21 protein-coding genes are annotated in these 23705 nt (G+C 73.3%); 11 read left to right on the forward strand and 10 right to left on the reverse strand.

Features of this window, described 5'->3' with window-relative positions:
* The first annotated feature begins 228 nt into the window (after window positions 1–228).
* The 7 genes from LUZ64_RS23065 (at window position 229) to LUZ64_RS23095 (ending at window position 6364) form a co-directional block, all read left to right on the forward strand.
* Window positions 229–429: a hypothetical protein gene (locus tag LUZ64_RS23065; RefSeq protein WP_143593053.1), complete on the forward strand. Its 201-nt coding sequence runs from the start codon at window positions 229–231 to the stop codon at window positions 427–429.
* Window positions 426–1694, forward strand: coding sequence for a hypothetical protein (locus LUZ64_RS23070; RefSeq protein WP_095579728.1), 1269 nt, complete (start codon window positions 426–428; stop codon window positions 1692–1694). Before LUZ64_RS23065 ends, LUZ64_RS23070 begins: the two co-directional genes overlap by 4 nt.
* A gap of 137 nt (window positions 1695–1831) precedes the next feature.
* Window positions 1832–2269, forward strand: coding sequence for a hypothetical protein (locus tag LUZ64_RS23075; protein ID WP_232390336.1), 438 nt, complete (start codon window positions 1832–1834; stop codon window positions 2267–2269).
* A 196-nt stretch (window positions 2270–2465) separates the two neighbouring features.
* A complete protein-coding gene (locus LUZ64_RS23080) occupies window positions 2466–3236 on the forward strand; it encodes an alpha/beta fold hydrolase (protein ID WP_095579730.1) in 771 nt (256 codons plus the stop codon).
* A 97-nt stretch (window positions 3237–3333) separates the two neighbouring features.
* Window positions 3334–3510 carry a hypothetical protein gene (locus LUZ64_RS23085; protein WP_170116692.1) on the forward strand — a complete coding sequence of 59 codons (177 nt, stop codon included), beginning with the start codon at window positions 3334–3336 and terminating at the stop codon, window positions 3508–3510.
* 135 nt (window positions 3511–3645) lie between these two features.
* Window positions 3646–4575: a GNAT family N-acetyltransferase gene (locus LUZ64_RS23090; protein WP_232390337.1), complete on the forward strand. Its 930-nt coding sequence runs from the start codon at window positions 3646–3648 to the stop codon at window positions 4573–4575.
* A 262-nt stretch (window positions 4576–4837) separates the two neighbouring features.
* Window positions 4838–6364 carry a glycoside hydrolase family 47 protein gene (locus LUZ64_RS23095; RefSeq protein ID WP_095579734.1) on the forward strand — a complete coding sequence of 509 codons (1527 nt, stop codon included), beginning with the start codon at window positions 4838–4840 and terminating at the stop codon, window positions 6362–6364.
* Window positions 6365–6440: 76 nt separating this feature from the next.
* On the opposite strand, the gene LUZ64_RS23100 is transcribed toward LUZ64_RS23095, so the two are convergent.
* From LUZ64_RS23100 to LUZ64_RS23110, 3 genes are all read right to left on the reverse strand, one after another.
* Entirely contained in the window at window positions 6441–7178 is a 738-nt protein-coding gene (locus LUZ64_RS23100) for an SDR family NAD(P)-dependent oxidoreductase (RefSeq protein ID WP_095579736.1), read from the reverse strand.
* Window positions 7179–7379: 201 nt separating this feature from the next.
* Window positions 7380–7979 carry a hypothetical protein gene (locus tag LUZ64_RS23105; RefSeq protein WP_095579737.1) on the reverse strand — a complete coding sequence of 200 codons (600 nt, stop codon included), beginning with the start codon at window positions 7977–7979 and terminating at the stop codon, window positions 7380–7382.
* Window positions 7980–8032: 53 nt separating this feature from the next.
* Entirely contained in the window at window positions 8033–13030 is a 4998-nt protein-coding gene (locus tag LUZ64_RS23110; RefSeq protein ID WP_095579739.1) for a CHAT domain-containing protein, read from the reverse strand.
* 78 nt (window positions 13031–13108) lie between these two features.
* Between LUZ64_RS23110 and LUZ64_RS23115 the strand changes: the two genes are divergently transcribed.
* The gene (locus LUZ64_RS23115) at window positions 13109–13477 is read left to right on the forward strand and encodes a hypothetical protein (protein ID WP_095579741.1); all 369 of its coding nucleotides are present in this window, start codon (window positions 13109–13111) and stop codon (window positions 13475–13477) included.
* A gap of 37 nt (window positions 13478–13514) precedes the next feature.
* Window positions 13515–14414: a hypothetical protein gene (locus tag LUZ64_RS23120; RefSeq protein ID WP_095579743.1), complete on the forward strand. Its 900-nt coding sequence runs from the start codon at window positions 13515–13517 to the stop codon at window positions 14412–14414.
* Between the two features lie 150 nt (window positions 14415–14564).
* Here the strand turns inward: LUZ64_RS23120 and LUZ64_RS23125 are convergent, their stop codons facing one another.
* From LUZ64_RS23125 to LUZ64_RS23140, 4 genes are all read right to left on the reverse strand, one after another.
* Window positions 14565–14933 (reverse strand): bleomycin resistance protein, encoded by a 369-nt coding sequence (locus LUZ64_RS23125; RefSeq protein ID WP_095579745.1) that lies wholly within the window; start codon window positions 14931–14933, stop codon window positions 14565–14567.
* Between the two features lie 154 nt (window positions 14934–15087).
* On the reverse strand, window positions 15088–16533 hold the full coding sequence (locus tag LUZ64_RS23130) for a glyceraldehyde-3-phosphate dehydrogenase (protein WP_095579747.1): 1446 nt from the start codon (window positions 16531–16533) through the stop codon (window positions 15088–15090).
* Between the two features lie 212 nt (window positions 16534–16745).
* Window positions 16746–17309, reverse strand: coding sequence for a GNAT family N-acetyltransferase (locus LUZ64_RS23135; protein ID WP_095579749.1), 564 nt, complete (start codon window positions 17307–17309; stop codon window positions 16746–16748).
* Between the two features lie 90 nt (window positions 17310–17399).
* Window positions 17400–17768 carry a cupredoxin domain-containing protein gene (locus tag LUZ64_RS23140; protein WP_232390338.1) on the reverse strand — a complete coding sequence of 123 codons (369 nt, stop codon included), beginning with the start codon at window positions 17766–17768 and terminating at the stop codon, window positions 17400–17402.
* Between the two features lie 271 nt (window positions 17769–18039).
* Between LUZ64_RS23140 and LUZ64_RS23145 the strand changes: the two genes are divergently transcribed.
* Entirely contained in the window at window positions 18040–18591 is a 552-nt protein-coding gene (locus tag LUZ64_RS23145) for a hypothetical protein (RefSeq protein WP_095579753.1), read from the forward strand.
* Window positions 18592–18633: 42 nt separating this feature from the next.
* On the opposite strand, the gene LUZ64_RS23150 is transcribed toward LUZ64_RS23145, so the two are convergent.
* Window positions 18634–19743: an FAD-dependent monooxygenase gene (locus tag LUZ64_RS23150; protein WP_095579755.1), complete on the reverse strand. Its 1110-nt coding sequence runs from the start codon at window positions 19741–19743 to the stop codon at window positions 18634–18636.
* 529 nt (window positions 19744–20272) lie between these two features.
* Here LUZ64_RS23150 and LUZ64_RS23155 point away from each other — a divergent pair.
* On the forward strand, window positions 20273–21886 hold the full coding sequence (locus LUZ64_RS23155; protein ID WP_170116693.1) for a trypsin-like peptidase domain-containing protein: 1614 nt from the start codon (window positions 20273–20275) through the stop codon (window positions 21884–21886).
* 112 nt (window positions 21887–21998) lie between these two features.
* Here the strand turns inward: LUZ64_RS23155 and LUZ64_RS23160 are convergent, their stop codons facing one another.
* Together LUZ64_RS23160 and LUZ64_RS23165 are read right to left on the reverse strand one after the other, a co-directional pair.
* Window positions 21999–22433 carry a VOC family protein gene (locus LUZ64_RS23160; RefSeq protein WP_095579759.1) on the reverse strand — a complete coding sequence of 145 codons (435 nt, stop codon included), beginning with the start codon at window positions 22431–22433 and terminating at the stop codon, window positions 21999–22001.
* 282 nt (window positions 22434–22715) lie between these two features.
* Window positions 22716–23537 carry an SDR family NAD(P)-dependent oxidoreductase gene (locus LUZ64_RS23165; RefSeq protein ID WP_095579761.1) on the reverse strand — a complete coding sequence of 274 codons (822 nt, stop codon included), beginning with the start codon at window positions 23535–23537 and terminating at the stop codon, window positions 22716–22718.
* Between the last annotated feature and the right edge of the window lie 168 nt (window positions 23538–23705).

A 23705-nucleotide genomic window follows, 5' to 3' on the forward strand; every position in this document is an offset into this window, starting at 1 on the left:
AAGATCCAGGATACGCGGGTACGGGAGGGCCACCCGGATTCCGGGGCACCGGAGCCGTGCCGGGCAGGGTGAGGTCCGCCCGCCGCGGTGTCCGTCCGGCCACGGACGCACCTCCGCGGGGCCCGGGGCGCCGGGTCGGGTCAGGGGTGCCGAGCGGGTCAGGGGTGCCGGGTCGGGTCCGGAGGACGGCAGGCATCATGAGGGTCCGATTCCGAAGGAGCACCATTGGTGAGCATCATCCGTGACCCCGCGCACGGCGAAGGGGACACGGCAGCGTCGGCAGCGGAGACGCACCGCGCGGCGGACACGGCCGCCGAGGGCGAGGGGCCCGTAGGGCACCCCTCGCTCCCTCCGCGCCTCGGCCACCCGGCCGGAAGGTCCGCCCCGTGGGCGGCCGGCAGCCCGTACGGAGGCGTGCCGCGCCGGTGAGGGAACATTTCGACCCGAACGATCGGGCCTACGCCCCGGCCGACTCGCTCCAGGGGCTGCTGCAACGCGGCCGGGGCGCGGGCGCGTTGCGGGCGCTGGACGAACCGGGGACGGCCGCCGGTCTCGTACGCGATGCCGTCCGGCGGGACTGGCGCTGGGACTCAGTGGACGACCGCCACCTCTATCTGGCGCGCCTGGTCCACGCGCTGAGCCTGCCGCTGGATCCTCTGCTCGGCCTGCTGGCCGGCGACGAGGACGAGTGCGAGCGGGCCACCCGCGTGCTGGAGCTGCTGGCCCTCGCGGGATCGGCCGAGGCCCGGGCGGCGCTGCGCGCCTACGTCCGGGACGGCGAGCACTGGGCGGACGTTCTGGAGTCGGTGGCGGACGCCTGGCCGGTGGAGTGGTGGGACGATCTGGCCGAGGTCGCGCGTGCCCGGTCGGCCGGGGAAGAGCCTCCTGCGGGCGACTCGGAACCCTGGGCGCGCTGGGGCACGGGAGCCCGGCCCGCCTCGCCTCGCCGCACCGGGCCGCACACCGTGGAGGTGGGTCCCGGCGGCCGTCGGCTGCTGTCCGTGCTCGCCGACGCCGGTGCGGCCGACGGTGCCAAGGCGCATGCCCTGCACACCCTGGCCGGGCGTCCGCCGGAGCCCGGCCTGCTCCCGCTGGTACCCGGGCTCGGGACCGCGGACGGGGAGCGGCCGCTGCCCTGGCTCGGGCGCGCGGTCGAGAGGCTCGGCGCCCTGGCCGTGCCGGCGGCACGGGCGTGGGCGGTGGACGGACGGGAGTGGCTGTCCTGGACCGGCCTCCTGGTTCTCGCCCGGCACGGCGAGGCGCGCGACCTGCCCACGCTGATCGGGGAACTCGCCGTCCACGAGGCGACGCGCCGGTGGTCCGGCCCCGGCCCGCTGGCCTCCGGGCTCGCCCGCTTCGGCCCGGCGGCCGCGGAGGCCGCCCCGGTGCTCCACCGCCTCTGGCTGCGCACCCCGCACTCGTACGAGCGTCCGGCCCTGCTCGGGGCACTGGCCGCCGTCGCACCCGCGGGTCCCGGCTCCGCTCGCACCGAATCCCTGTGGGACTGCTACACCGAATCCCTGTGGGACTGCGAAGCGGAGGCCCGCCTTCTGGGGATCGCCTCCGCGCCCGACCTGCCGCGCGTACACCGGCGGCTCGCCGAGCTGCGGGGCGATCCGATGGAGGAACGCGAGGTCAGGGCCGCCGCGGGAGCACGTCTGGCGGCGGGCCGGCACGGATCCGGGCGGCGTTGACGGGCCGCCCGGCGCCTGCTCCGCCTCGGCGGGCGCCCGGCGGGCGGCCCGGTTCCCGGCGGCTGAGTACGTGTACCGACACCGTCTGAGTACCCGGCCCGAGGTGCCTCCCTCGCGCCGGAGGATTCACTTGCACCATGAACGATCACGGAGCACGCGCGGACGGCGAACTGCGGCGGGCGTGGGCCGCCGCCAACGCCGCGGACGCCGCCGCGGACACGCGTGCCGTACGCCCGCCCGGGCCTGACGACCGCGACGAGAAGGCCGGGTCGGCTCCGGGCTGGGCCACGTTGTCCGCGCTGCTGCTCGCCCCGGTGGCCCTGCTGTTCGGCGGCCTGGCTCCGATGGCCACGGACGGTTGCGGGCCCGACAACTGCTCGCAGGCGCTGGACACGGCCCTCGCGGGCGTCATGGGCGGCCTGTACGCGATGCTCGCGGGCACGCCCGCGCTGCTCCTGACGGCCTGGCTCCTGCCACGGCGCGTGCGGTTCTCGACCGCGCGCAGGATCGTCGCGTGGTCCGCGCTGCTGCCGCCGCTGTTCGTGATCCTGATGGTGTTCACTCTGCCGGAGTGAGGACGACGTCGCACTGGAGGCCGAGGCGGCCGGTTCACCGGCCCCGACGGCCGCGGCGAACTCCGCGGCCGCCCCACCACCGCCAAGGTTGTCACCCGCCCGCCGTGTTGACCGGGCCGGGCCGGGGTCGCGAGACTCGGTCGCCGGAGACCCGCGGCGTCCGCCGCGGGCGGCGGCCGGCTCGATACCAGGGGGCATGGTGGCGACAGGACAGGTCATTCCGCACGAGGTACACGGCACGGGACCGGCACGCGTCCTGCTGCTCCACAACTGGTTCGGCGACCGGACGAGCTACGACCGGCTGCGCGCGCATTTGAACGGGGACGCCTTCAGCTACGCGTTCCTGGACTGCCGCGGGTACGGCGAGGCGAAGGACCTCGACGGCGCCTTCACGATGGAGGAGGTCGCCGCGGACGCCCTCGCGGTCGCCGACCACCTGGGCTGGGAGACCTTCTCCGTCGTCGGCCACTCCATGGGCGGCAAGGCGGCCCAGCTGATGCTGCTGGAGGCCCCGCGGCGCGTCACGTCGGTCATCGGCATCTCGCCGGTGCCCGCGTCCGGGTTCCCCCTCGACGACGAGAGCCGGGAGCTGTTCACGGGTGCCGCGCGGAACCCCGGCAACCGCCGGGCCATCATCGAGCACACCTCCGGCGGGCGGTACGACCAGGCGTGGCTGGACGCCATGGTGGGGCATTCGGTGGAGCGCTCGTCGGCGACCGCGTTCCGCGCGTACCTGGATTCCTGGTCCGGCGTCGACTTCCACGAGCGGGTGCGGGGTAATCCGGCCCGGGTGCTCCTGGTCGTCGGCGCGCACGACCCGGCGCTGGGCCCCGAGGCCATGCGGGCCACCTGGTTGCGGTGGTATCCGAACGCCGCGCTCGAGGTGCTCCAGGACGCCGGTCATTACGCGCCGGAGGAGACCCCCGAGGCCCTCGCCGCGGTCGTCGAGCGGTTCCTCGGCCGCTGACGCCGGCGGGGGCGATCGCGGCGCGTCCCGTGGTCCCGGCATGGCCACTAGTCTCTGCATGACCGCGACGCCGAACCACGTACAGGAGAGTGCACGCATGAGCGACCCGCGATCCACGTCCGGGCTGGCGGTGGGCGTCTCGGCGTTCACCGCCGTTCTCACCGCGACCGCCATGGTGCTGAGTTGGAAGGACGGATCCAGCCCGTGGACGGCGGCCGCGGCGGTCTCGCTGCTCGTCCTGGCCGTCCTCATGGGCAGGCACCGCCGGCGCTGAGCGCCTCCGTCGCTCTTCACGCGCGGCACACGGCGATCGGAAATCAGTGGCCGCGCGTCGCCCGAGGTGTGATCATCGCCCGGATCGCCCACAGGGCCGATCACACCTTCCGGAGGCAGAATGCTCTTTCGTCCCATGACCGAGGCCGACATGGACCGTGTCATCGCCTACCCGGCCGGCGGTCCGGTCAGCTGGATCCCCCAGGAGCGCTTTCGCGCGGAGTGGGCGGAGCGCCGGTTCCGTGCCGGGTGGACATGGGTGGCCGAGGAAGGCGGGGAGATCCTCGGCCGGGCCCTGTGGTGGGGCAGGAGCGACAGCGCACACCCGGTCGCGCTGGACTGCCTGCACGTCCGTGACTGCGTGGCGGACCGCGCCGGGGTGGCCGCCGGGCTCCTCCGCGCCGGGCACCGGGCCTTCGAGGAGAGCGGCGCCACGGAGAAGCCCCAGTACAACCTCTCGCTGCCGGGTGACTGGCGGGAGGATCCCGGCACCGTGGACGCCGTGGCATGGCGCGAGGCCGCCGCGCGGCGGGCCGGGCTCACGGACGAGGTCGAACGGCTCCGCTACGAATGGACGCCCGAGGCCGGCGTGCCGGAGCCCACCGGGAGGCTCGTCTTCTCGCCCGAGCCGGACGACGAGCGGTTCGTGGAGGTGTTCCGGCGGATCGCGGCCGGCAGCCTCGACGTCGCCACCCGGCGCGAGCTCGCCACCATGGACGCCGACCGGCAGGCACGCGAGGACATGGCCTTCTACCTCGACTGCCCGGGAGAGCGCGGCTGGTGGCGCCTCGCGCGCACGCCCGACGGCACCCTCGCCGGAATGGCCGTCCCCTCCCGTACGCCCTACCACCCCAACGTCGGCTATCTCGGCGTGGTGCCCGAACTGCGCGGTCAGGGATACATCGACGAGATACTCGGCGAGATCACCCGCATTCATCACGGCAACGGCGCCCGGCGCATCACGGCCACCACGGACACGGTGAACACGCCGATGGCCGCGGCCTTCGAACGGGCCGGCTACCGGAACACCGAGATCCGGCTGGTCTTCGAGGCCCCCGCCGTGTGACGCCCCGTGGGACGGGTCCGGCTGTCGGGCCGGCTACCGGAACACCGAGATCCGGCTGGTCTTCGAGGCCCCCGCCGTGTGACGCCCCGTGGGACGGGTCCGGCTGTCCGGCCGTGGCGAGGCGGGCGCTCCGGGCTCCCGCCGGGCCCGAGAGCCGGTGTGACAATCCGCCGTCGCGCCTTCCGCCCGCAGCGGCCGGTCCGACGCATACTGCGATCAGTGTCCGGGGGCGGAACAGGTGGCCAGGAGGGCCTTGCCCGTCATGACGTACGACCCGCTCCCCGCGCGCACGACCCGTCGACGCCTGCTGTACGTGCTCGCCGCCACGGGAGGGCTCACCGTGAGCGGCGGCCTCGGCGGCGCCCACCGCGCCACGGCGGACGCCCGGGCCGCGGCCCCCACCCCGGCGGCGCCCGTACGGCCGGAGGCAGTACCGACGGAGGCAGTACCGGCGGAGGCGGTACGGGCGGAGGCGCTCCGGCCGGACCGCGCCAAGGCGGACGAGGTCCGGGAGGAATTCGTCCACGCGTGGGAGGGCTACAAACGGCTCGCCTGGGGCTACGACGAGGTGCTCCCGGTCTCGGGACGCCACCGCGAGTTCTTCGCCAAGGGCCATCCTGTCGGCCTGTCGATCGTCGAGGCGCTCGACACGCTGCACCTCATGGAGCTGGACACCGAGGTCGACCGCTGCGTCTCCTGGATCAAGGACTATCTCCGCTTCGACATCAACGCCGACTTCCAGGTGTTCGAGACCACCATCCGGCTGGTCGGCGGCCTCCTCTCGGGCTACCTCGCGACCGGTGAGAAGGCCCTGCTCGACCGCTGCGCCGACCTCGCGGACCGGCTGCTGCCCGCCTTCACCTCGTCCCGCACCGGCATGCCCTACCGATACGTCAACCTGCGTACAGGGCGCGTCTCGGGCGCCACACTGCCGCTGGCCGAGGTCGGCACCAACATCCTGGAGTTCGGCACCCTGTCCCGGCTCACCGGCGACCGCCGGTACGAGCGGGCCGCCAAGCGCGCCCTGCGCGCCGTCGTCGAGCGGCGCTCGTCGCTCGACCTGCTCGCCTCCCGCATCAACGTCGAGAGCGGCCGGTGGGCCGACCGGGCGGGCATCGCCGTGGACCCTCCGGCGGACTCCTTCTACGAGTACCTGTGGGGCGCGTGGGTGATGTTCCGCGACGAGGACTGCCGGGACTGGTTCAAGATGTTCGCCGCCGCGCTGAAGAGACACCAGGTCGAGTGGGTCGACGGGCTGCTCTGGTTCAAGCACGTCGACTTCCGCACCGGAGCCCTGCTCAACAGGCGGCAGTCCGCGCTGTCCGTCGCCGTCCTTCCGGTCGGCGGGGACGACGAGCTGGCGGCGGACTACTACAAGTCGTGGACGGCGGTCCTCGACAAGTACGACGTCATCCCCGAGGAGATCGACTACCGGCGGCTGGAGGCCGTGGGCCGCGGCAACGCCCTGCGCCCCGAGTACGCGAACTGCGCCTTCCAGCTGTACTGGAACACCGGCGACCCGTACTACCGGACGACGGCCTGGCGCTATTTCCAGAACCTCAAGGAGCACCACCGCGTCCGGGACGGCTACACCGTGATCACCGATGTCACCCGGCGTCCCATGCGGAAGGGCGACCACTGCCCGGGGTACGTCTTCGCCGAGAACTTCAAATGGCTCTACCTCACCTTCTCCGGCACCCCGCGCTTCGACTACGCCCACGGGTACCTCAGCACGGAGGGGAAGGTTCTGGAGGGGTTGCGGAGGAACGGGGCCACGGGGGACGACTGAGCCCGCGCGACGCTTTCGGGCCCGGTCACGCCCCTGCCTCCCCGGACGCCCCCCGGCGACAGGTCCCGGCCACCCGTCACCGCCCGAGCACGGCACCGCCGTTGCTGTTGAGGAACTCACCCGTGATGTGACGGGCCTCGGGGGAGGCCAGGAAGGCGACGGCCGCGGCGATGTCCGCCGGCTCGGCCACCTCGCCGACGAGGGTGCCGGACCGCCGTGCGGCGAGCTCGTCCTCGTCGGCGGGCGCGCCGGAGAACCCCGTGCCCGCGACGTATCCGGGCACCACGACGTTGGCCGTGGCGCCGCGCGGGCCCAACTGCCTCGCGAGCGTATGGTTCCAGGCCAGCAGGGCCGCCTTGGCGGCGCCGTACGCGCCGTTGCCACGCAGGGCGGCGACGGAGCCGATGGTGACCACCCGGCCGCCGGGCCGGGCCAGGCGCGGCAGCAGGGCCTCGGTGAGCAGGACCGCGGGCATGACGTTGCTGTCGAAGACCCGCCGCCAGTGCTCGGCGACCTCCTTGAGGCCCCCGGCCGGGGACGGCCCGCCCCGGCCGCCCGCGTTGTTCACCAGCACGTCGATCTCGGCCGGGAGTTCCTCGCGCGCCCGCTCGACCTCCTCCGGCACCGCGAGGTCGACCGGGACAGCCCGTACGGTGTGAGCACCCTTGATCTCCCGCGCCGCCGCGCGCAGGACCTCCGCCCGGCGTCCGAGGACGGTCACCCTGTCGCCCTGCCGGGCGAACCGCTCGGCGACGGCCCGGCCGATGCCGGTACCGCCACCGCTGACCACCACGACACGACCTGCCTCACCCATCAGCCCCTCCACCCTCTGCCTTCTCGGACGTACCCCCCGTCCCGCCCCCACCCTGTCATCGAAAGACAGTCCGGGTACCGGCCGTCCGAACGTACAGGCAGACTTCACGCCGACCGCGGGCCGGGGCTCCTCATGGGCGTACTCCCCCGCGCGGCACGCACATCCCGCGCCGACGCGGCGGGAGCCGCCGGTGCGGGCGGGCTAGTACGCCCCGCCGCGGAAGTACAGGCTGCCGTACGGCCGGGGGCGGTCGCCGCGTTCATGGGCGGACGCGGACCGGTCCGCGGCCGACGACCGGCGGTCCAGGGCGCGGAGGGTCTCCAGGCCGGCGAGGACCTTGGGGCGGTTCTCGGCCCTCTTCATCCACGCCGGCAGGCGCGGGATCATCGCCCTCGTCGGGCTCGCGCCGCCGCGCTCGCGCAGGTGGGCGCCGACGTAGGCGGCCAGTTCGTCGACGTGCCGCGTGTTGTACGCCCACAGGACGTGCCCGGCGCAGGCCGTCTGGAGCCACAGCGGGCGCCGGAAGAAGGGGTCCTCGGTGCCGCCCGGGGCCACGCCGACCAGTCCGCCGCCGCGCGTCCCGGCTTCCCAGGAGTCGACGGCGCCGCACCCGGCGCAGACGAGGCGGCGGGGCCGGAAGAGGAGTTCGCTGAAGTACTTGGGCTCGGGCAGGCCGGGCCGGGGGACGACGAGGGCGCGGCCGCCGCACCGTGGGCAGACCACCGCCACGCGGTCGGTGAACCCCACCAGCCATGTCCCCCGGTCGTGGTGGCGGGCCGGGCCGCCCGGATCGGTGCTCATGGCCGACACCCTCGCAGGTGCGCGGCGTCCTGTGCGAATTCGCCGGTCGCTCCTCACGGGCCGGTGTGGACATAGGCCGCCCACCACAGCGGGTCGTCGTCCCGTTGCCGCAGCCGCTGGACGGCGCCGTGGAGGGCGTTCGCGGCGCGGTCCGGATCGAGGTCGCCGGGCTCCCCCGGTCCGCCGGGAGACCGCGGCGGGGCGAGGCCGGCGTAGAAGTCCTCCGCCGCTCGCAGCGCGGACTCGTCGTCGACGGCCCACTGAGCGGCCACCACATGGGCGAACCCCGCCAGTTGCAGGGCCCCGGCCAGGTGGACCGCCTCGTCGGGCAGCCGGGTGGCGCCCCGCGCGGTCTCGCAGGCCGACAGGAACGCCAGCCGCGCGTGGCCCAGGCGCAGTCGTGAGATGTCCGCGACGGTCAGCGGGCCGGACCGCTCGTGGTCGTGGCAGTACAGGGCGCCGCCGGCCGGGTCCTGCGGGTTCTGGCCGCCGTGGCCGGAGAAGTGCAGGAAGGAGTGGGCGGGCAGCGCGTCCAGCACCGCCGCCCGGGTGGCGCGGCGCCCCGCCAGGATCGTGGTCCGCGGCACCCGGCCGGACAGCAGGCGCACTTCGGCCCGGGCGTGGGGCAGCGGGGGCAGGCCGGGGGTGTCGGACTGGTCGACGGCGAGCATCCGGCCGGGCCGGGAGGCGCCGCGCGCGCGGGCGCCGCCGTCCGGCCGTCCGTTCCCGTTCGCACCGCTGCCCTCACCCGCACCCGCCCGGCCGGGCCCGCCCGTACCACCGCCCCCGCCGGGCCCGGACGCTCCTCCCCGCGACGCTCCTCCCGGGCCGCTACCGGACGCCGTCTGCGCGGCGAGGGCGCGCAGCGTGGTCGTGTACGAGCACACGTACCGGTCCGGCAGCGCCCGCGGCCCGCCGCCCGCCGCGCCGGTCGCGCGAGCCCTGCCGACCCCATCGGTCCTGTCAGTCCTGTCAGTCCTGTCAGCCCCATCGGACCCGTCGTTCCCAGTGGCCCCGGGGCCGTAGTGCCCGGCCGCGTGCAGTGGTAGCAGGGCCAGCAGGCCGGTGGGGCACCACCACAGGCGGGGCGGCCGCTGCCCCGCGTTCTTCGGGACCTCGCCCAACTCCGCCAGGACCGGCTCGGCCACGGCGTCCCACAGCCAGCCCAGGGTACGGACCAGCGTCCGCTGGGCCCGCCACGCCTCCGCCGGTGAGCCGCCGGCCGAGGCGAGCGCGTCGAGCAGGGCCCCGGTCCGTTCCTCCAGACCGCCGGGGCCCGTCAGCGCGAGCTCCGGCAGCGGTACCGCGCGCAGCCCGTCCCGGGTGACGACGAGCGCGTCGCAGCGCAGGGCGCTGGTGTTGACGACCACGACCGGCCCGTTCCCGGCGGCCTCGCGCAGCCGCTCGACCGAGGGGAGCCGCAGGAAGTCCTCCATTCCGGGCAGTTCGCGGGCCCGGCGCACCAGTTCGTCCATCTCGCGGGCCAGCTCGCGGTGCCGTTCCGCCGCGGCGCGCTGTTCCCGGACGGCCCGGGCGGGGTCGGTCCCGGTCTCCGCCGGGTCCGGGAGGGAGGCGGCCGGAGCGTCGGCGTCCAGCAGGGCCCGTACCTCCCGGACGCGGGCGGCCAGGCCTGGCGCCCGTTCCCGCAGCGCCGTCATGTCGTCGCGGGCGTCGAGGGCCTGTGCCAGGAGTACGCCGCGGCCCTGTTCGAGGAGTTGCAGCGCTTCCTGCGGGCGGCCGGCGTTGAGGGCGACGGCGGCGGCGTCGCCGGCCAGTCCCGCCGCGCGGCCGAGCGCGTCGAGCCGGTCCTCGCGGGCCAGGCCGTGCCAGGCGAGCAGGGGCAGTTCGGCGACGGCGGCCCGGTGCGCGTCCAGCGCCTCCCGCCAGTCCCCGAGGCCCGCGGCGGTCCTGCCCCAGGCGCGCGCGGCGCGGAACCTCACCAGGGCGGGCGCGGTGGTGATGCCCGTGGCCTGGCGGAACAGGTCGAACGCCATCCCGATGTCACCGAGGCTCCCGCCCAGCGAGGCGCGGACCAGGAGTGCCGCGCCGAGGTTGGACAGGTACTTGGCGCGCTGCGGGTGACCGTCGGGCACGGCGCGGACCGCGGCCCGCGCGGTGATGGCCGCCTCATCGGCGTCGGCGGCCCCGGACGCCTCGGCCGGCTTGTTCACCTCGGCCGCCTCGGCCGCCTCCGTCGCCTCCGTCGCCTCCGTCGCCCGCGCGAGCAGTTGTCCGTCGTCGATACGGGCGAGGAGGGCGCCGCTGAGGTTGGACAGTCCCACGGCCCGGGACGGGTGGCCTTCGGGGCAGCCGTCCACGGCCTGCCGCAGGCATGCGACGGCCTCGTCGACGTCGGCCCGCCGCCGCGTGCTCCCGTAGCGCTGGCGCAGCGAGTTGCCGAGGTTGGACAGGTGCACGACGCGGGACGGGTGGCCTTCGGGTACGGCCCGGACCGCGGCGCGGGACGCCTCGATCGCCTCGTCGAGGTGGGCGAGGTCTCCCGTCCGCTCGTACCGGGTGGTGAGGGCCGTGGAGAGGTTGGTGAGGAGCAGGTGACCGGTCACATGACCGGCGGGCAGCCCTCGGACGGCGGCGCCCGCCACGTCGATCGCCTCGTCCAGGTCGGCGAGCGCGCCCGACCACTCGTACCGCCTGCGCAGGGCGATGCCCAGGTTGGCCAGGTGGACGACGCGCTCGGGCGCGTCGGACTCGGGGGTGGCCTCGACCGCCTGTCTGCTCGCCCGCACCGACTCCTCCAGGTCCTGCTGGGCCCCGGAGCGGATGTAGCGGGCGAGCAGGGTAGTGCTGAGGTTGGAGAGGTAGGTGGCGCGCTCCGGGTGGTCCGTGGGCAGGGCGTCCACGGCCTGCCGGCTCAGCTCGACGGCCCGGTCCCGGTCGGCGTCCGTGCCGAGGCGTTCGGCCCGGACCCGTAGCACCGCGCCGAGGCCGGACAGGCGCATCGCCCGGTCCGGGCCGGGCTGTCGGGTGGACCGTCCGGCTTCCTCCATCCGCCGCACGGCCTCGTCCAGCAGAGCGAGGTCGCCGTTCTGCTCGTACGCGGCCTGGAGCGCCCGGCCGAGGTTGAACAGCACCTGTGGCGCGTTGCGGTCGTCCTCGCCTCCCACCAGTGACCGAGCGGCGCGGCGGTGCCGGTCCAGCGCCTCGGTGAGATCGTCCTGGTCCCCGGTGAGCGCGAACCGTTCCAGCAGGAGGCCGCCGATGTGCGACTCGTCGATGATCCGCTCCGGGTCGTCGGGGCTCTGCCTGACGGCGTCCCGGTAGGCGTCGAGGGCCGCGTCCAGGTCGGCGAGGGAGGCGGTGCGGTCGAAGCGGCGGGTACGGGCGCGCCCCAGCTCGGACAGGCACTTCCGCAGGGCGACGGGCTGGAAGCCGGCGAGGAGTCCGCGGGCCTCCTCCAGGACGATGGCCGCCTCCTCCTCGTCGGAGGAGGAACGGGTCCACCGGGCCCGCTCCAGCAGGGCCTCGCCCAGCAGGCTGAGCGGAACGCCCCGGTCCGCCCGTGCGACGGGGGTGGCGCGGACGCTGCGCCGGGCCGCCTCGACCGCGGCGTCTGCGTCGGCGGGATCGCCGGTGCGGCGGAAGCGGGTCAGCAGGGCGCCGCCCAGGTCGTGCAGGCGTACGGCCGTGAAAGCGCTGTCGTCGCCGGGTCCGGGTGCGGCCCGCCGGAGGAGGCCCACGGATTCGTCGATGTCCGCCCGCGCGCCCAGGTGGGTGAACCGCAGCCGCAGGGCCTTTCCCAGGACCCCGAGGAACAGGTCCCGGTGCGGGTCCTCCCCGCCGCCGGGGGTGCCGGGGGTGTCGGCCAGGGCCCGCCGCGCCGCGTCCACGGCCGCGTCGAGGTCGGTGGCCGCCCTGGAGCGGTCGGCCCGGGAGCGCAGGACGCCGCTGAGGTTGGCCAGGCATCTGCGGTGTTCCGCGTGGCCGGGCGGGCAGACCGTCACTGCGCGCGTCGCCGCGTCCACGGCGGCGTCGAGGTCGGCCCGGTCGCCGAGGCGCAGGAACCGCTGGTCGAGGGCGAGCCCGAGGTTCGTCAGGTACATCGCCCGCAGGGGGTCGTCCGGGGCCGACCGGCGTTCGGCGTGCCGGAGGGCGTCGACCGCGGCCTCCAGGTCCGGCACGGCGGCGTCCCGTTCGTACCGGGCCAGGAGCGCCATGCCCGCGTTGGAGTGGAAGAGGGCGTGGGGCTCCCGCGCGGCCCGCACGGACGCCGTGCCGTGGGTGACGGCGTCGTCCAGGTCCGCGGGGATCCCGTGGACACCGGACCGTACGAACAGCGCGGCGGAGAGGTTGGAGAGGTACAGCGCGCGGTCCGGGTCGTCGGCGGGGGCGGTCCGTACCGCCTGCCGGCCCATGTCGACGGCCTCCTCCAGGTCCGTGAAGTCGCCGAGCGCCGCGCAGCGGTTCCGCAGCGCGCCGCAGAGGTTGGCGAGCAGCATCGGGCGGACGGGGTGCGACGCGGGCAGGACGCCGCGCAGCCCGCGCCATATGGCCGTCGCGCCTTCCAGCGCCTCGGCGTCGCCCGCGGTCTGCCAGCGGCCGAACAGTTCCAGGGCGCGCTCCCACAGGGTGGCCAGGTCCTGTGATTCGGGTACGTCCATCGCGGCGACGGCTTCCCGGATGTCCGCGGGCACTTCCTCCGGTGCGAACCGGGCGACCAGGGCGAACAGCCCGAACGTCATCCGCGCGTCGGGCAGGGCCTCGTCGGTGCCGGGGCCCAGGGCCACGCAGCGGGCGTAGTGCAGGCAGGCGACCACGTAGAGGACGGACTGGTCGAGGACGTAGAGGGGCTGGTGGGGCCCTGCCGCCTCCTCCTGCGTCTCCCCCGGCTCGTCCGGCTCGTCCGGGACGCGGAGGACGCTCATCCGCAGCGCGGTGGCCTCGGCCAGGGCGTCCGGGGCCGTCACCGCCTCCCGGTCGCCTTCGTTCCAGAAGGCGCCGAGCCGTTCGCCCAGGCGGACGGCGAGCCGCTCGGTCTCGGCCCAGTCCGGCTCGGCCCGGTCCGGCTCGACCCCATCAGTCCCGATCCGCATCTTCCGCCCCCGCGGTCTTGTCCCGTAACCCCCACATGACATGATGCTCCATCAACTTCGTCGTGGAGGGGGCGGATTGTGGAGACCTCGGAGCTGCTGGGCGTGCTGTGCCGGGAACTCCCCGGGCTGCGGGCGGTCGCCGAGGAGACCGGCGACGGCGACGGCCTGGAGGAGGTCCTGGCGGCGGCGCGGCGCGGGGAGCCGGTGACCGACCGGCTGCGGGCCCTGGGGCTGCTGCGTCTGCTGGAGTCCTCGACGACCCGTGCCGCGCCGGCGGGCGGCGAGCAGGCCGGTCTGGTGTCCCTGCCCGGTGGCGACCGCGCCGGGCATGTGGCGCTGGGCCGCTACCGCTGCCCGGCCGGCGCCTGCCGCCGGGCGGAGCGGCCACGTCCGGGCGACGACCTGCCGGTCTGCGCCCTCCACGCCCGGCCGTTGCGGTTCGCCTGACCGCGCGCGGCGGACACCCTGGAGGAGCGGGGGCGCGATGAACACGGTGCTGGCGGAGCTGGGCCGCAGGTACGTGGAGCGGTGGGTGGCCGTGCTGGTCCTGCCGGGGCTGCTCTACGTGGCGGGCGCGGTGGCGGCCCACCGGCTGGGACACGCGCACTGGGCCGACGTCGGCCGGCTGGCCGGCCTGCTGGATCCCGGAGGCCCTCTCGGCGGTGGCCGTACCTCCCTGTGGGTGCTGGCGTTCGTGGTACTGCCCGTGCTTTCGGCCGCCGCCGGGCTGGCGGCCCGGGGTGCCGCCGCGGCGCTCGGCCGGCTGTGGTTCGACCCCTGGCCCTACGGTCTGCGGCGGCTCGCGCGACGGCGGACGGCGGCGCGTGCGAAGCGGTGGCGGGCGGCCGACCGGGCGTACCTGGCCGAGCTGGAGGGCTCGGGGGCGCGGCCGCCGGCGGAGGCGCGGGCCCGGATCGACGCGCTGGCGGCCCGGCGCAACGCCGTCGCGCTGGGGCCTCCGGGCCACCCCACTTGGACGGGTGACCGGCTGGGCGCGGTCGGTGCCCGGGTCTGGGCCTGGTACCGGCTCGACGTCGTATTCGCGTGGCCACGGCTGTGGCTGGTGCTGGAGGAGTCCGAGCAGAACGCGCTACGGGCCGCCCGCGCGGAGCTCGACACGGCGGTCACCCTCGCGGGCTGGGGCGTACTGGGTCTGCTGCCCGCCGTCTGGTGGTGGCCGGCCCCGCTCGTCGCGGCGGGCGTCTTCGCGGTCGGCCTGCGCCGAACCCGTGCCGCCGTGGACACGCTGGCCCATCTCACGGAGGCCGCCTTCGACCTGCGCGCCGCCGTGCTCGCGCGTGAGCTGGGCTTCGACGTACCGGAGGGGCGCCTTTCCCCGGAGACGGGAGCGCAGGTCACGGCGCACCTGCGGAAGCATGTGTGAGCCCTGACGGGGGGTACGGACGTCTTCCTTACGTAAGCCGTGCCCCCACCGGCGCCGAGCGGCGTGGTGGGTCCGCACGACATGGCGATCGAGGGCGGGGAATCCCCGGGAAGGGGAGGCGGGGTGAGCCGGGCGGTACGCCCGGCCGTCTCAGCTCCCGGTGGCGAAGTGGACGCAGTTCCCGGCGGGGTCGCGGACCGCGAACTCCCGGCCCGCGGGGGATTCCCCCACCTCGGTCATCGCCGGCCCCGAGGTGTCCGCGTAGTCGGTGGACACCACGCGCGACCACTCCGCGAACAGCTCGTCGGCGTCCGTGACCTCCACCCACGCCGAGGTGTTGTCCGCGACGATCTGGTGCTCCGTACGGCTGATGAAGAGATGGACGTCGCCGCGGCGGACACCCGCGAAGTCCGCCTCCACGAAGTCTTCCTCGAAACCGAGGGTGCCGACCCAGAAGGCGACGTCGGCGCGCACGTCGACGGCGGTCAGGACCGGTACGGCACCGGTGAACTTCACCATGGCGGATCCCTTTCAGATCTTCCCCGGCCCGCGCCGGAGAACACGGAGGGGCGGCGAACGGCGACGGTCCGGTGAGGGACCGGTCGCCGCCCGCCGCCCCGCCCGCCGGGGCGCCGGACCGGACGGATCGGATCGATCGGACGAATCTACGGGCTCAGGCCACCGGCGCCGGATAGGTCGGGTACTCCACCCCGGAGACGTGCTGGACGACGCGGATGACCTGGCAGGAGTAGCCGAACTCGTTGTCGTACCACAGGTACAGGATGGCGTTGTCGCCGTCGACCTTGGTGGCGCCTGCGTCGACGATCGAGGCGTGGCGCGAGCCGATGAAGTCGCTCGACACCGCGTCCGGGGCGGTGGTGAAGTCGATCTGGCGCTTGAGCGGCGAGGTCAGCGACACGTTGCGGAGGTAGTCGAGGACCTCCTCGCGGTCGGTCTCGCGCCCGAGCCGCAGGCTGAGGATCGCGATCGAGACGTCCGGCACCGGGACGCGGATCGAGCTGCCGGTGATCGGCGCCTTGAGGTCGGGCAGCGCCTTGGCGACGGCGGAGGCGGCACCGGTCTCCGTGATGACCATGTTAAGCGGCGCCGAACGCCCGCGACGGTCGGAGCTGTGGTAGTTGTCCAGCAGGTTCTGGTCGTTGGTGAACGAGTGGACGGTCTCCACGTGGCCGCGGAGCACACCGTACTCGTCCGCCATGGCCTTCAGCGGCGGGACGATCGCGTTGGTGGTGCAGGACGCGCAGGACAGGATCTGCTCGTCCGGCTTGACCACGTCGTGGTTGACGCCGTGCACGATGTTGGGGACGTCGCCCTTGCCCGGGGCGGTAAGGACGACCTTGTCGATACCGGGGCGCAGGTGCTTCGACAGACCGGCGCGGTCACGCCACTTCCCGGTGTTGTCGATGAGGATGGCGTTCTTGATGCCGTACGCCGTGTAGTCGACCTCGGACGGGTCGTTGGCGTAGATCACCTTGATCTCGTTGCCGTTGGCGGTGATCGTGCTGTCCGCCTCGTCGACCGTGATCGTGCCCTGGAACTGACCGTGGATGGAGTCGCGGCGCAGCAGGGAGGCGCGCTTGACGATGTCCTGGTCACCGCCCTGGCGGACGACGATGGCCCGCAGGCGCAGACCGTTGCCGGAGCCGGACTTCTCGATCAGCAGGCGGGCGACGAGGCGGCCGATGCGGCCGAAGCCGTAGAGGACGACGTCGCGCGGCTCGCGGCACGCGATCTTGTTGTCACCCGTGGCGCCGGCGACGGCCTCGGCGGTGAACTCCTCCACCGAGAGACCGCGGTCGTCGGCCTTGTAGGTCGCGGCCAGCATGCCTATGTCGATCTGGGAGGGACCGAGATCGAGGGTGGTGAGGGCCTGGAGGAAGGGCAGCGTCTCGGTGACCGAGAGCTCCTCACCGGCGATCTGGCGGGCGAAGCGGTGGGTCTTGAGGATGCTGACCACCGACTTGTTCACCAGGGAGCGGCTGTGGAGCAGGATCGTGACGTCCCGCTCGCGGTGCAGCTTCCCGACTATCGGGATCATCGACTCCGCGATCTCCTCGCGGTTCTTCCAGTTCGTGAACGAGTCGTCATTGACAGTCACAGGTTTATCTTTCGAGCTAGGCGGCGCTGAACTTTCGAGCTAGCTGGCGCTCATATGCTAACCCCATGCCGTTCCGGCCGACCGGGGGGTGCCGGTCGAGCCGATACCACCCCGCCACCGGGGCCACAAATCGGGACAAAAGCGCAACAACCACCCCTCATCTCGAACAATCGTTCAAGGCGAGGGGTGGTTGTCCCTTCCCTCCGGGAAGATCACTGAGCCGCTTGCCGCCGCTTGATCCATTCCGGGGCCAGGATCGACCAGATCTCCGCGTCATGACGTACGCCCCGGTACAGGCCGCTCCCCCGGAGCACCGCCTCCCGCTCCATCCCGAGCCGCCTGGCGACATTGAGGCTCGCGGTGTTGGCGGACGACGCCTCCCACGTCACACGGTGCATCCCGCGCTCGTCCACCGCCCAGTCGATGAGCACCCGGAGGGCGCGGCTTATCAGCCCTCGGCCGACTGCCGTCTCCTCCAGCCAGCAGCCGACCTCGCAGTTCCCCTGCGCGACGTCGAAGGTGCGGAAGAGGACTCCGCCGACGAGCGTGCCGTCCACCCAGATGCCGTAGATCCGCCCGGTGTCGGTGGCCTGCTTCCGCGCGTACGTCTGGAGGAACTCCGTCGCCGACGCCAGGTCGGCGGCGCGGTCCGCGAGCGGGATGAACCGGCCGATGTACTCCCGGGAACGGTCGATGTGGGCGAGGTACTCCCCGGCGTTCCACGGCTCCAGCGGTCGCAGCTCGGCACCGTCGTCACCCAGCGATATGGCGAACATCCTGCTCCTTACACGACGTACACATGTCGCAGGGTCAACTCCGCCGCGGCCATACCTGTTCCCGGGCATGCCGCGGCTCTTACACCATGGCTACCGGACCGTGACGGTGCCGGTCATCGAAGGGTGAATGGCGCAGTGGTACGGGAACGTTCCAGCCGTCCGGAAGGTGCGGCGGAAGCTGGTTCCGGTGGTGAGGTTGCCGGAGTCCCACACACCCTTGTCCGAGGTCGAAGTGTGCGTGGCGCTGTCGTTGTTGGTCCAGCGCACCGTGTCCCCGACCGCGATGGTCACCGACGGGGGGTCGAACTGGAAGTCCTGGATCAACACGATGGCTTCGGCCGCGGGCTTGGCGGGCGGGGCCGCCGAGGCCGCGGGCCCCGCCATGAGTGCTCCCAGCGACAGCACGGCCACGAGCGCGGTGAGGAGACGGAGAATCGCACGAGCGGGAGAACGAGACATGGGGAGTCCTTTCCTGTGGATCCGCCGAATTCCGTACGCGGCACGAGGACGGCACCCGGGCGCGGGTGTGCCGTGGAATTTCCCTCCTCTCGCGAAGACAATCGCAATCCGCTTCCATCTGTTGCGCCGGAAGACAACTCTTCACTTCCGGGACGCCGGTGGGTGAAGCCGTAACCCCTGCCGTAATCCACTTGGTGCGCGCCGGAGGCTCATGTAGCGTGCGCCGTCTCGACCGATCCGCCTCTTGGTGTTCTTGCTCAAGGAATCGCACGTGACCCCCTATTCCCTCGCGTTCTACATGGACGTCGTGGCCTCCGGCACCGTTCTCGGCGCGAAGCCGACGGACAGTCCTGACCAGGTCGCCAAGGCCCTGGGCCCGGACTTCGCCGAGAACTCCTTCGACGAGCACAGCATGTGGCGCGATTACGGAATGGTCGAGTTCTTCTGGAGCCGCGCGTCCGCCGACCAGTCATGGGCGGGCCACCACTTCACCCTTCAGGTGCGCCGGCTGGCCGGCTCCGGCGGAAAGATCGTCAACCAGTCGATCCGGGACCGGTACGGACGCTTCGACCGACGGCTGCGGTTCGAGAAGTTGCGGAGACTCCTGGAGAGGCGCGGCACTCCCCTGCTGGAAATCCCGGACCCGTCGAACGCGCCGAACTACCGCGCGTACTGGCAGCCCGATTCGCAGGTGTCCCTCAGCGTCATCGCCGCTCACGAGGAATTCCTCACGCCGGGCAATCTGCGGATCGGTGACGTGTACAGCATCACCGCTCCGACGACGCCCGAGGAAGTGGCGTGGCGCAGGTCGCGGCAGCGGTGACGCCGGTCGGCGGCACCGCTGCCCGTCCGCGCCCGCGCCCCGTCACGCGTCGAGCGCGATCGCGTTCTTGGCTCGCTCCAGGGACTCCTCCGGTGCCGGCCCGCCGTGATGGTCCGTCGCGAGCGCCTGGTTGAGCTCCGCGTAGGGTCGCATGCGCCTCTCGTAGCGGCCGAACGCGGCGCGGTGGTCGTCTCCCGCCCTGCCGAGTTCGTCGGCCAGCACATAGGCGCCCACCATCGCCAGGCTGGTGCCCTGGCCGGACATCGGTGACGGGCAGTAGCCCGCGTCCCCGATCAGCACGGACCGGCCGACGGACCAGCTCCGCATCCGGACCTGGGCCATCGCGTCGAAGAAGAAGTCCGGTGCCTTCCGCATGGCGGCCAGCAGCTTCGGGGTCTCCCAGCGCAGATGGGACAGCCGCTCGGTGACGAGCGCCTGCTGATGGCCGATGTCATGGTGGTCGTAGTCGAGGGGTTCCGACGCGAAGCCGAGCGTCGCGCGCATCTCGGTGTTGTCGCGGGCCGGGTAAAGGCAGTAGCGCGCGGTCTCGTCGCGCATCCACACCTGCCAGTTGTCCAGTCCGAGGAAGTTCTCGGAGCTGAAGACCGCGAGGTGACGGCCCAGGTGGTGGACGAACTGCCGCTCCGCGCCGAAGGCCAGCTGCCGCACCTTGGAGTGCAGGCCGTCCGCTCCGACGACGAGATCGAACGTCCGGGGTCCCCCGTGCTCGAATGCCGCGTGGACGCCGTCCTCGTCCTCCTCCAAGGCACTGAGGGAGTCGCCGAAGACGAACTCGACGTCGTCGCGGGTCCGCCCGTACAACAGCCGGACGAGATCGTCGCGGAGCAGCTCGATGTCGTCGTTGTCGAACCGGCCGCCACTGAGGGTCATCTCATGGGAGCGCCAGAGCTCGTTACCCTCGGCGTCGAGCATCGTCATCCCACGCATCCGGGTGCGGACCCGCCTGGCCTCCTCCAGCAGGCCCATCCGGTCGAGGACGCCGAGCGCCACCCCGCGGACGTCGAGGGCCTGCCCGCCCGGGCGTAGCGTGGGAGCGCGCTCGACCACGGTCGGCGCGTATCCCTTGCTCCGCAGCCAGTAGGCGGTGGTGAGCCCGGCGACGCTGGCGCCGGAGATGAGCACGGTCTTCATGGTGTCTCCCACGTTTCGGTGCGCGCGCGTGGACGTAGGAGGTACGCGCTCGCCACCCCCAGGGCGCCCGCGGTGACGCGCCTGGGCGGGGGCGGCTGGGTCCACGCCGTCAGCGGAGTGGCTGCATACCCCGCGGACCGGCGGACATCCCCGGGCACGTCCCTTCAGCACCTTAAGGAGCAATCCTCCTAACAACGTGGGAAACCTCTACCGCTTTCCCGACAAGCGGCCGGACGGACGACTCCCCCTTGATCTCATGGGCACAGCGGCTGTTTCAGGACGATATTGAAGGCTCCGGTACGAGCTTCCCTGCGGACCTCGCCCCGACGGCCGTACGACGCAGCGTCACCCGCCCACCGCACGACCACGGCTCCACCACGCCCTCACCTCCCGTCCGTCACCGAATGTGATCGTCCGGAAGAAGATCGGCAGTCTCGTCGCCCCTCCGGGCTTCTGCCAGGGTCGGGGCGTGCGTCGCCGTGAAGCACACGTGCACGTCCACGAATTCACCGAAAAGGAGGGATGTGCTGTGAACAGTGCCGTCCGGACCCGGATACGCGCCGCGTTGGCGGCATGCGCGTCCGGGTGCGTCGCCACGGGCCTGATATGGGGAGCCGCTCCGGCTCAGGCGGTACAACCGCCGCGCGCGGCGGGCCTCCCGGCCTCGCCCGCCGCGGTGGTCGCGGAGCCCGCGCCGCTGCTCGACGCCGGGTCCCCCGACGGGCAACGGTTCCGGGCCTCCGGACGTCTGGTCGGCGGTGGCGGCACGACCTGCACCGCCACGCTCGTCCACGCGACCGGCAAGCCGGACCCCGGTGCCAAGGCCCTCGTGCTGAGCAACGGCCACTGCGTCGACGACGCCATGGGGACCAACGACGTCGTCGTCGACAAGGCCGCGCCGGCCGACTGGAGCTACACCCCGGCCTACTTCCACGACAATGTCGCGGAGCACAGGAAGTTCTCCGTCGAACGCGTCGTCTACGCGACGATGAAGGACATCGACGTATCGGTCCTCCAGCTCTCGGCCACCTACGGGGACCTCGCCCGGCTGGACGTGACCCCGCGGACGCTCGCGACCGGGCGCCCGGCAGCCGGTACCGCCCTGCGGGCCGCCCACGCCCCGACCGACGGCGTCGAGGACGGCCGGCGGTTCCTGCGCCTGTCCAGGTGCGAGGCCACGGCCTCGGGCGTCGCCCTGCACGAGAACACCTGGCTGTGGAAGGGCTCCACCCGCACCGACTGCCTCGGCATCAGCGGCGGCTCGTCCGGGGGCGCCGTCACCACCGCCGACGACACGGGCCGGCTCGTCGGAATGCTCAACACCATCGCCACACCCGGCTATCCGGGCTGCGGCCCCGGCCGTCCCTGCGAGGGCGGCGCCAAGGGCCTGATCGTCCCCGAGGACAACGCCGCCTATGTCACCCCCGTCGACGACGTCGCGTCCTGCCTCGACGCGAAGGGGCTCCGGCTGCGGAAGAAGGGCTGCCGCCTGGACCGCGGCGAACAGGCGAAGGTCACCGGCGGCGGCCTGCACACACAGAGCACGACCGCCGACGGACCTGCCCGCTGGAACGTCCACGTCACACCCGGAACGACCGGGAACGGGACCCATGTCGCCTTCAAGAGCGGACCCTTCGGGGCCGTCGACTGCACCAGGCCCGAGGGCTACGCCAAGCCCCGGCGGCTGACCGGCGCGGGCGTGGACCACAAGGAGGTCCTGCCGAAGAAGGACAACCTCTACGTCCTGTGCGTGGCCGCGGGGCCGGACGGCACGCTCAAGGGCGCCGCCTGGGCGGCCTCCCTCGCACACCCCGCGTACGCGTACGCCCGGGTCGACAACACCGCGCCCACCATCGCCCCGACGATCGACAGCCGGCTCTTCGGGGAGGGCGAGGACGCCTCGTACCGGGTCTCCCCGGTGTACGCGCCGTGGGAGATCACCGGCTACAAGGTGAAGTACGGCCCGCGCGCCACGACCGACTGCGCGGACACCGCGGGCTACCGCTTCTACCTGGGCATTCCCGCATCCTTGAAGGCCGTTGAGGGTCCGTGGACGTACTGCGCCATCGGCTACGACAACGCCGGAAACGCCACTCCGCCCGCAGCGTTCGCCCTTTCGCCGGAGGGCGCGCGGGACGCGTAGTCCCGGCCGGCCGCGCCCTCCGGGGCGCGGCCGGCACCACGCTTGTCGCGCGCTCCCTGGCACCTCGGCCTCCCGCGCATGTGTACGCGGGAGGCCATGGCTTCTCCGCGGCTTATCGCGACACGCAGAGTTCGTTGCCCTCCGGGTCGGCGAGCGTGGTCCAGGTATAGGGACCCTGCTTGCCCTCGTGGAGGTGCGTGGCGCCCTTGGCGATCAGCCGTTCGACCACGGTCCGGGGGTCGTCGGAGCCACTGCGCACGTCGAGGTGGACCCGGTTCTTGACGGTCTTGGGCTCCGCCACCAGCTGGAAGAGGACACGCGGCGCGTGGCCGGGCCCTTCGGGGTGGCGGATCGCCGCGCCGACCTTCCACACCAGGGTGCCGTGGTGGGTGGTGGTGTCGTCCTCGCTCGCGTGGCCCTCGTCGACCATCCGGCGGATGAACGCCTCGTCGCTCGGCTCGACTTCCCAGCCGAGCGCGTCGGCCCACCAGTCGGCGAGGGTGTGCGGGTGCGCCGAATCGATCGTCACCTGAAATGTGTATGCCATGGCCAGACCCTACTCAGCGGGCACCGTGCCGCCGGGGAAGCGGCGTCCTGCCGTGCCCAGGGGACGCCGACCGCCGGCCTCGTGACGGGCCCGGGCACGCAGGGCCCCCGGCCAGGAGGAGGCTCCAGGGGGATGAGCCGCTCCTGGCACGGGGGAAGGTCCCGACACGGTCAGGAGGGGATCAGGACCGTGACGGAACCACCCGTTCCCAAGGGCCGCGAGGGGTGGGCGCACCTGGGAACGGGAGACAAGGGGGCGAGAGGGGCGGGTAGAGCGGCGGGGTCAGCCTTCCGCCCGCTCCCGTGGCTCGACGCGGAAGGTGAACGCCGCCATGCCGGGGTCCACCGCCGTCACGCCACCGTCCACGGTGAGCGTCGCGCCGTTGACGAACGAGGCCGCCGGCGACAGCAGCCACGCGATCGCCTCGGCCACTTCCTCGGGCCGCCCGGGGCGACCGGCCGGAATCAGGCGGGTGGCCTCCTCGTAGGCGGCGTCGGCGCCGCCGTCGCCCAGCCCCGCCTCACGGGCGAAGCGCTCCATCCGGCCTTCGGCCATGTCCGTGCGGACCCAGCTCGGGCACACGATGTTCGCCCGCAGACCCCGGGAGCCGTAGTCCACCGCCAGGGAGCGGCACAGCTGGAGCAGCGCCGCCTTCGAGGTGGCGTAGGCGGCGTTCGCCGTGCCGTTGCGCAGCGCCGAGACGGAGGCGACGGCGACGACGGAGCCCCGGGATTCCAGGAGGTGCGGCAGGGCGGCGCGCTGGAGCAGGAACGGGCCGGTGACGTTGGTCCGCATCACCGTCTCCCAGACCTCGGGCGCCAGGTCCCCGACGGCGCCGGGGCGGGCGATCCCGGCGTTCAGCACCAGGCCGTCGATGCGCCCGTAGGCGGCGAGGGTGGCGTCGACGAGTTCCTGAACGGCATCGGGGTCACCGGCGTCGGAGGGGTGGGCCAGAGCTCCGGTCTCCTCCGCCACCCGCTCCAGCGGCTCGGCCCGGCGGCCCGAGACGACCACCTGGTGGCCGGCCGCACGCAGCAGCCGGGCCGTGGCGGCACCGATACCGGTACCCCCACCCGTCACGATCACCACACGCTGATCCGTCACAGCTCACACCCTCCCCGGACGTCGACCACATGCACACTACATCCATCATGCGGAAACACTCACCAGGGCCCCGGCCCTCCCGCTCATAACCGGCCGGAGCGCGGCCGGTTGCGACCGGAGCCGGACGGTGACGGGGTGCCGGTCCGCCTTTCGCGTAGGCTCACCGGC

The sequence above is a fragment of the Streptomyces albireticuli genome (assembly GCF_021228125.1).
In the GTDB taxonomy this organism is placed as follows: Bacteria; Actinomycetota; Actinomycetes; order Streptomycetales; family Streptomycetaceae; genus Streptomyces; species Streptomyces albireticuli.

Bases quoted from the DNA above. Each gene is read 5' to 3' on its own strand.
- LUZ64_RS23085 (WP_170116692.1), top strand. From the start codon at position 3,334: ATGAGCGACCCGCGATCCACGTCCGGGCTGGCGGTGGGCGTCTCGGCG.
- LUZ64_RS23150 (WP_095579755.1), bottom strand. From the start codon at position 19,743: ATGAAGACCGTGCTCATCTCCGGCGCCAGCGTCGCCGGGCTCACCACC.
- LUZ64_RS23160 (WP_095579759.1), bottom strand. From the start codon at position 22,433: ATGGCATACACATTTCAGGTGACGATCGATTCGGCGCACCCGCACACC.
- LUZ64_RS23120 (WP_095579743.1), top strand. From the start codon at position 13,515: ATGAACACGGTGCTGGCGGAGCTGGGCCGCAGGTACGTGGAGCGGTGG.
- LUZ64_RS23095 (WP_095579734.1), top strand. From the start codon at position 4,838: ATGACGTACGACCCGCTCCCCGCGCGCACGACCCGTCGACGCCTGCTG.
- LUZ64_RS23125 (WP_095579745.1), bottom strand. From the start codon at position 14,933: ATGGTGAAGTTCACCGGTGCCGTACCGGTCCTGACCGCCGTCGACGTG.
- LUZ64_RS23135 (WP_095579749.1), bottom strand. From the start codon at position 17,309: ATGTTCGCCATATCGCTGGGTGACGACGGTGCCGAGCTGCGACCGCTG.
- LUZ64_RS23110 (WP_095579739.1), bottom strand. From the start codon at position 13,030: ATGCGGATCGGGACTGATGGGGTCGAGCCGGACCGGGCCGAGCCGGAC.
- LUZ64_RS23105 (WP_095579737.1), bottom strand. From the start codon at position 7,979: ATGAGCACCGATCCGGGCGGCCCGGCCCGCCACCACGACCGGGGGACA.
- LUZ64_RS23080 (WP_095579730.1), top strand. From the start codon at position 2,466: ATGGTGGCGACAGGACAGGTCATTCCGCACGAGGTACACGGCACGGGA.
- LUZ64_RS23090 (WP_232390337.1), top strand. From the start codon at position 3,646: ATGACCGAGGCCGACATGGACCGTGTCATCGCCTACCCGGCCGGCGGT.
- LUZ64_RS23140 (WP_232390338.1), bottom strand. From the start codon at position 17,768: ATGTCTCGTTCTCCCGCTCGTGCGATTCTCCGTCTCCTCACCGCGCTC.
- LUZ64_RS23100 (WP_095579736.1), bottom strand. From the start codon at position 7,178: ATGGGTGAGGCAGGTCGTGTCGTGGTGGTCAGCGGTGGCGGTACCGGC.
- LUZ64_RS23075 (WP_232390336.1), top strand. From the start codon at position 1,832: ATGAACGATCACGGAGCACGCGCGGACGGCGAACTGCGGCGGGCGTGG.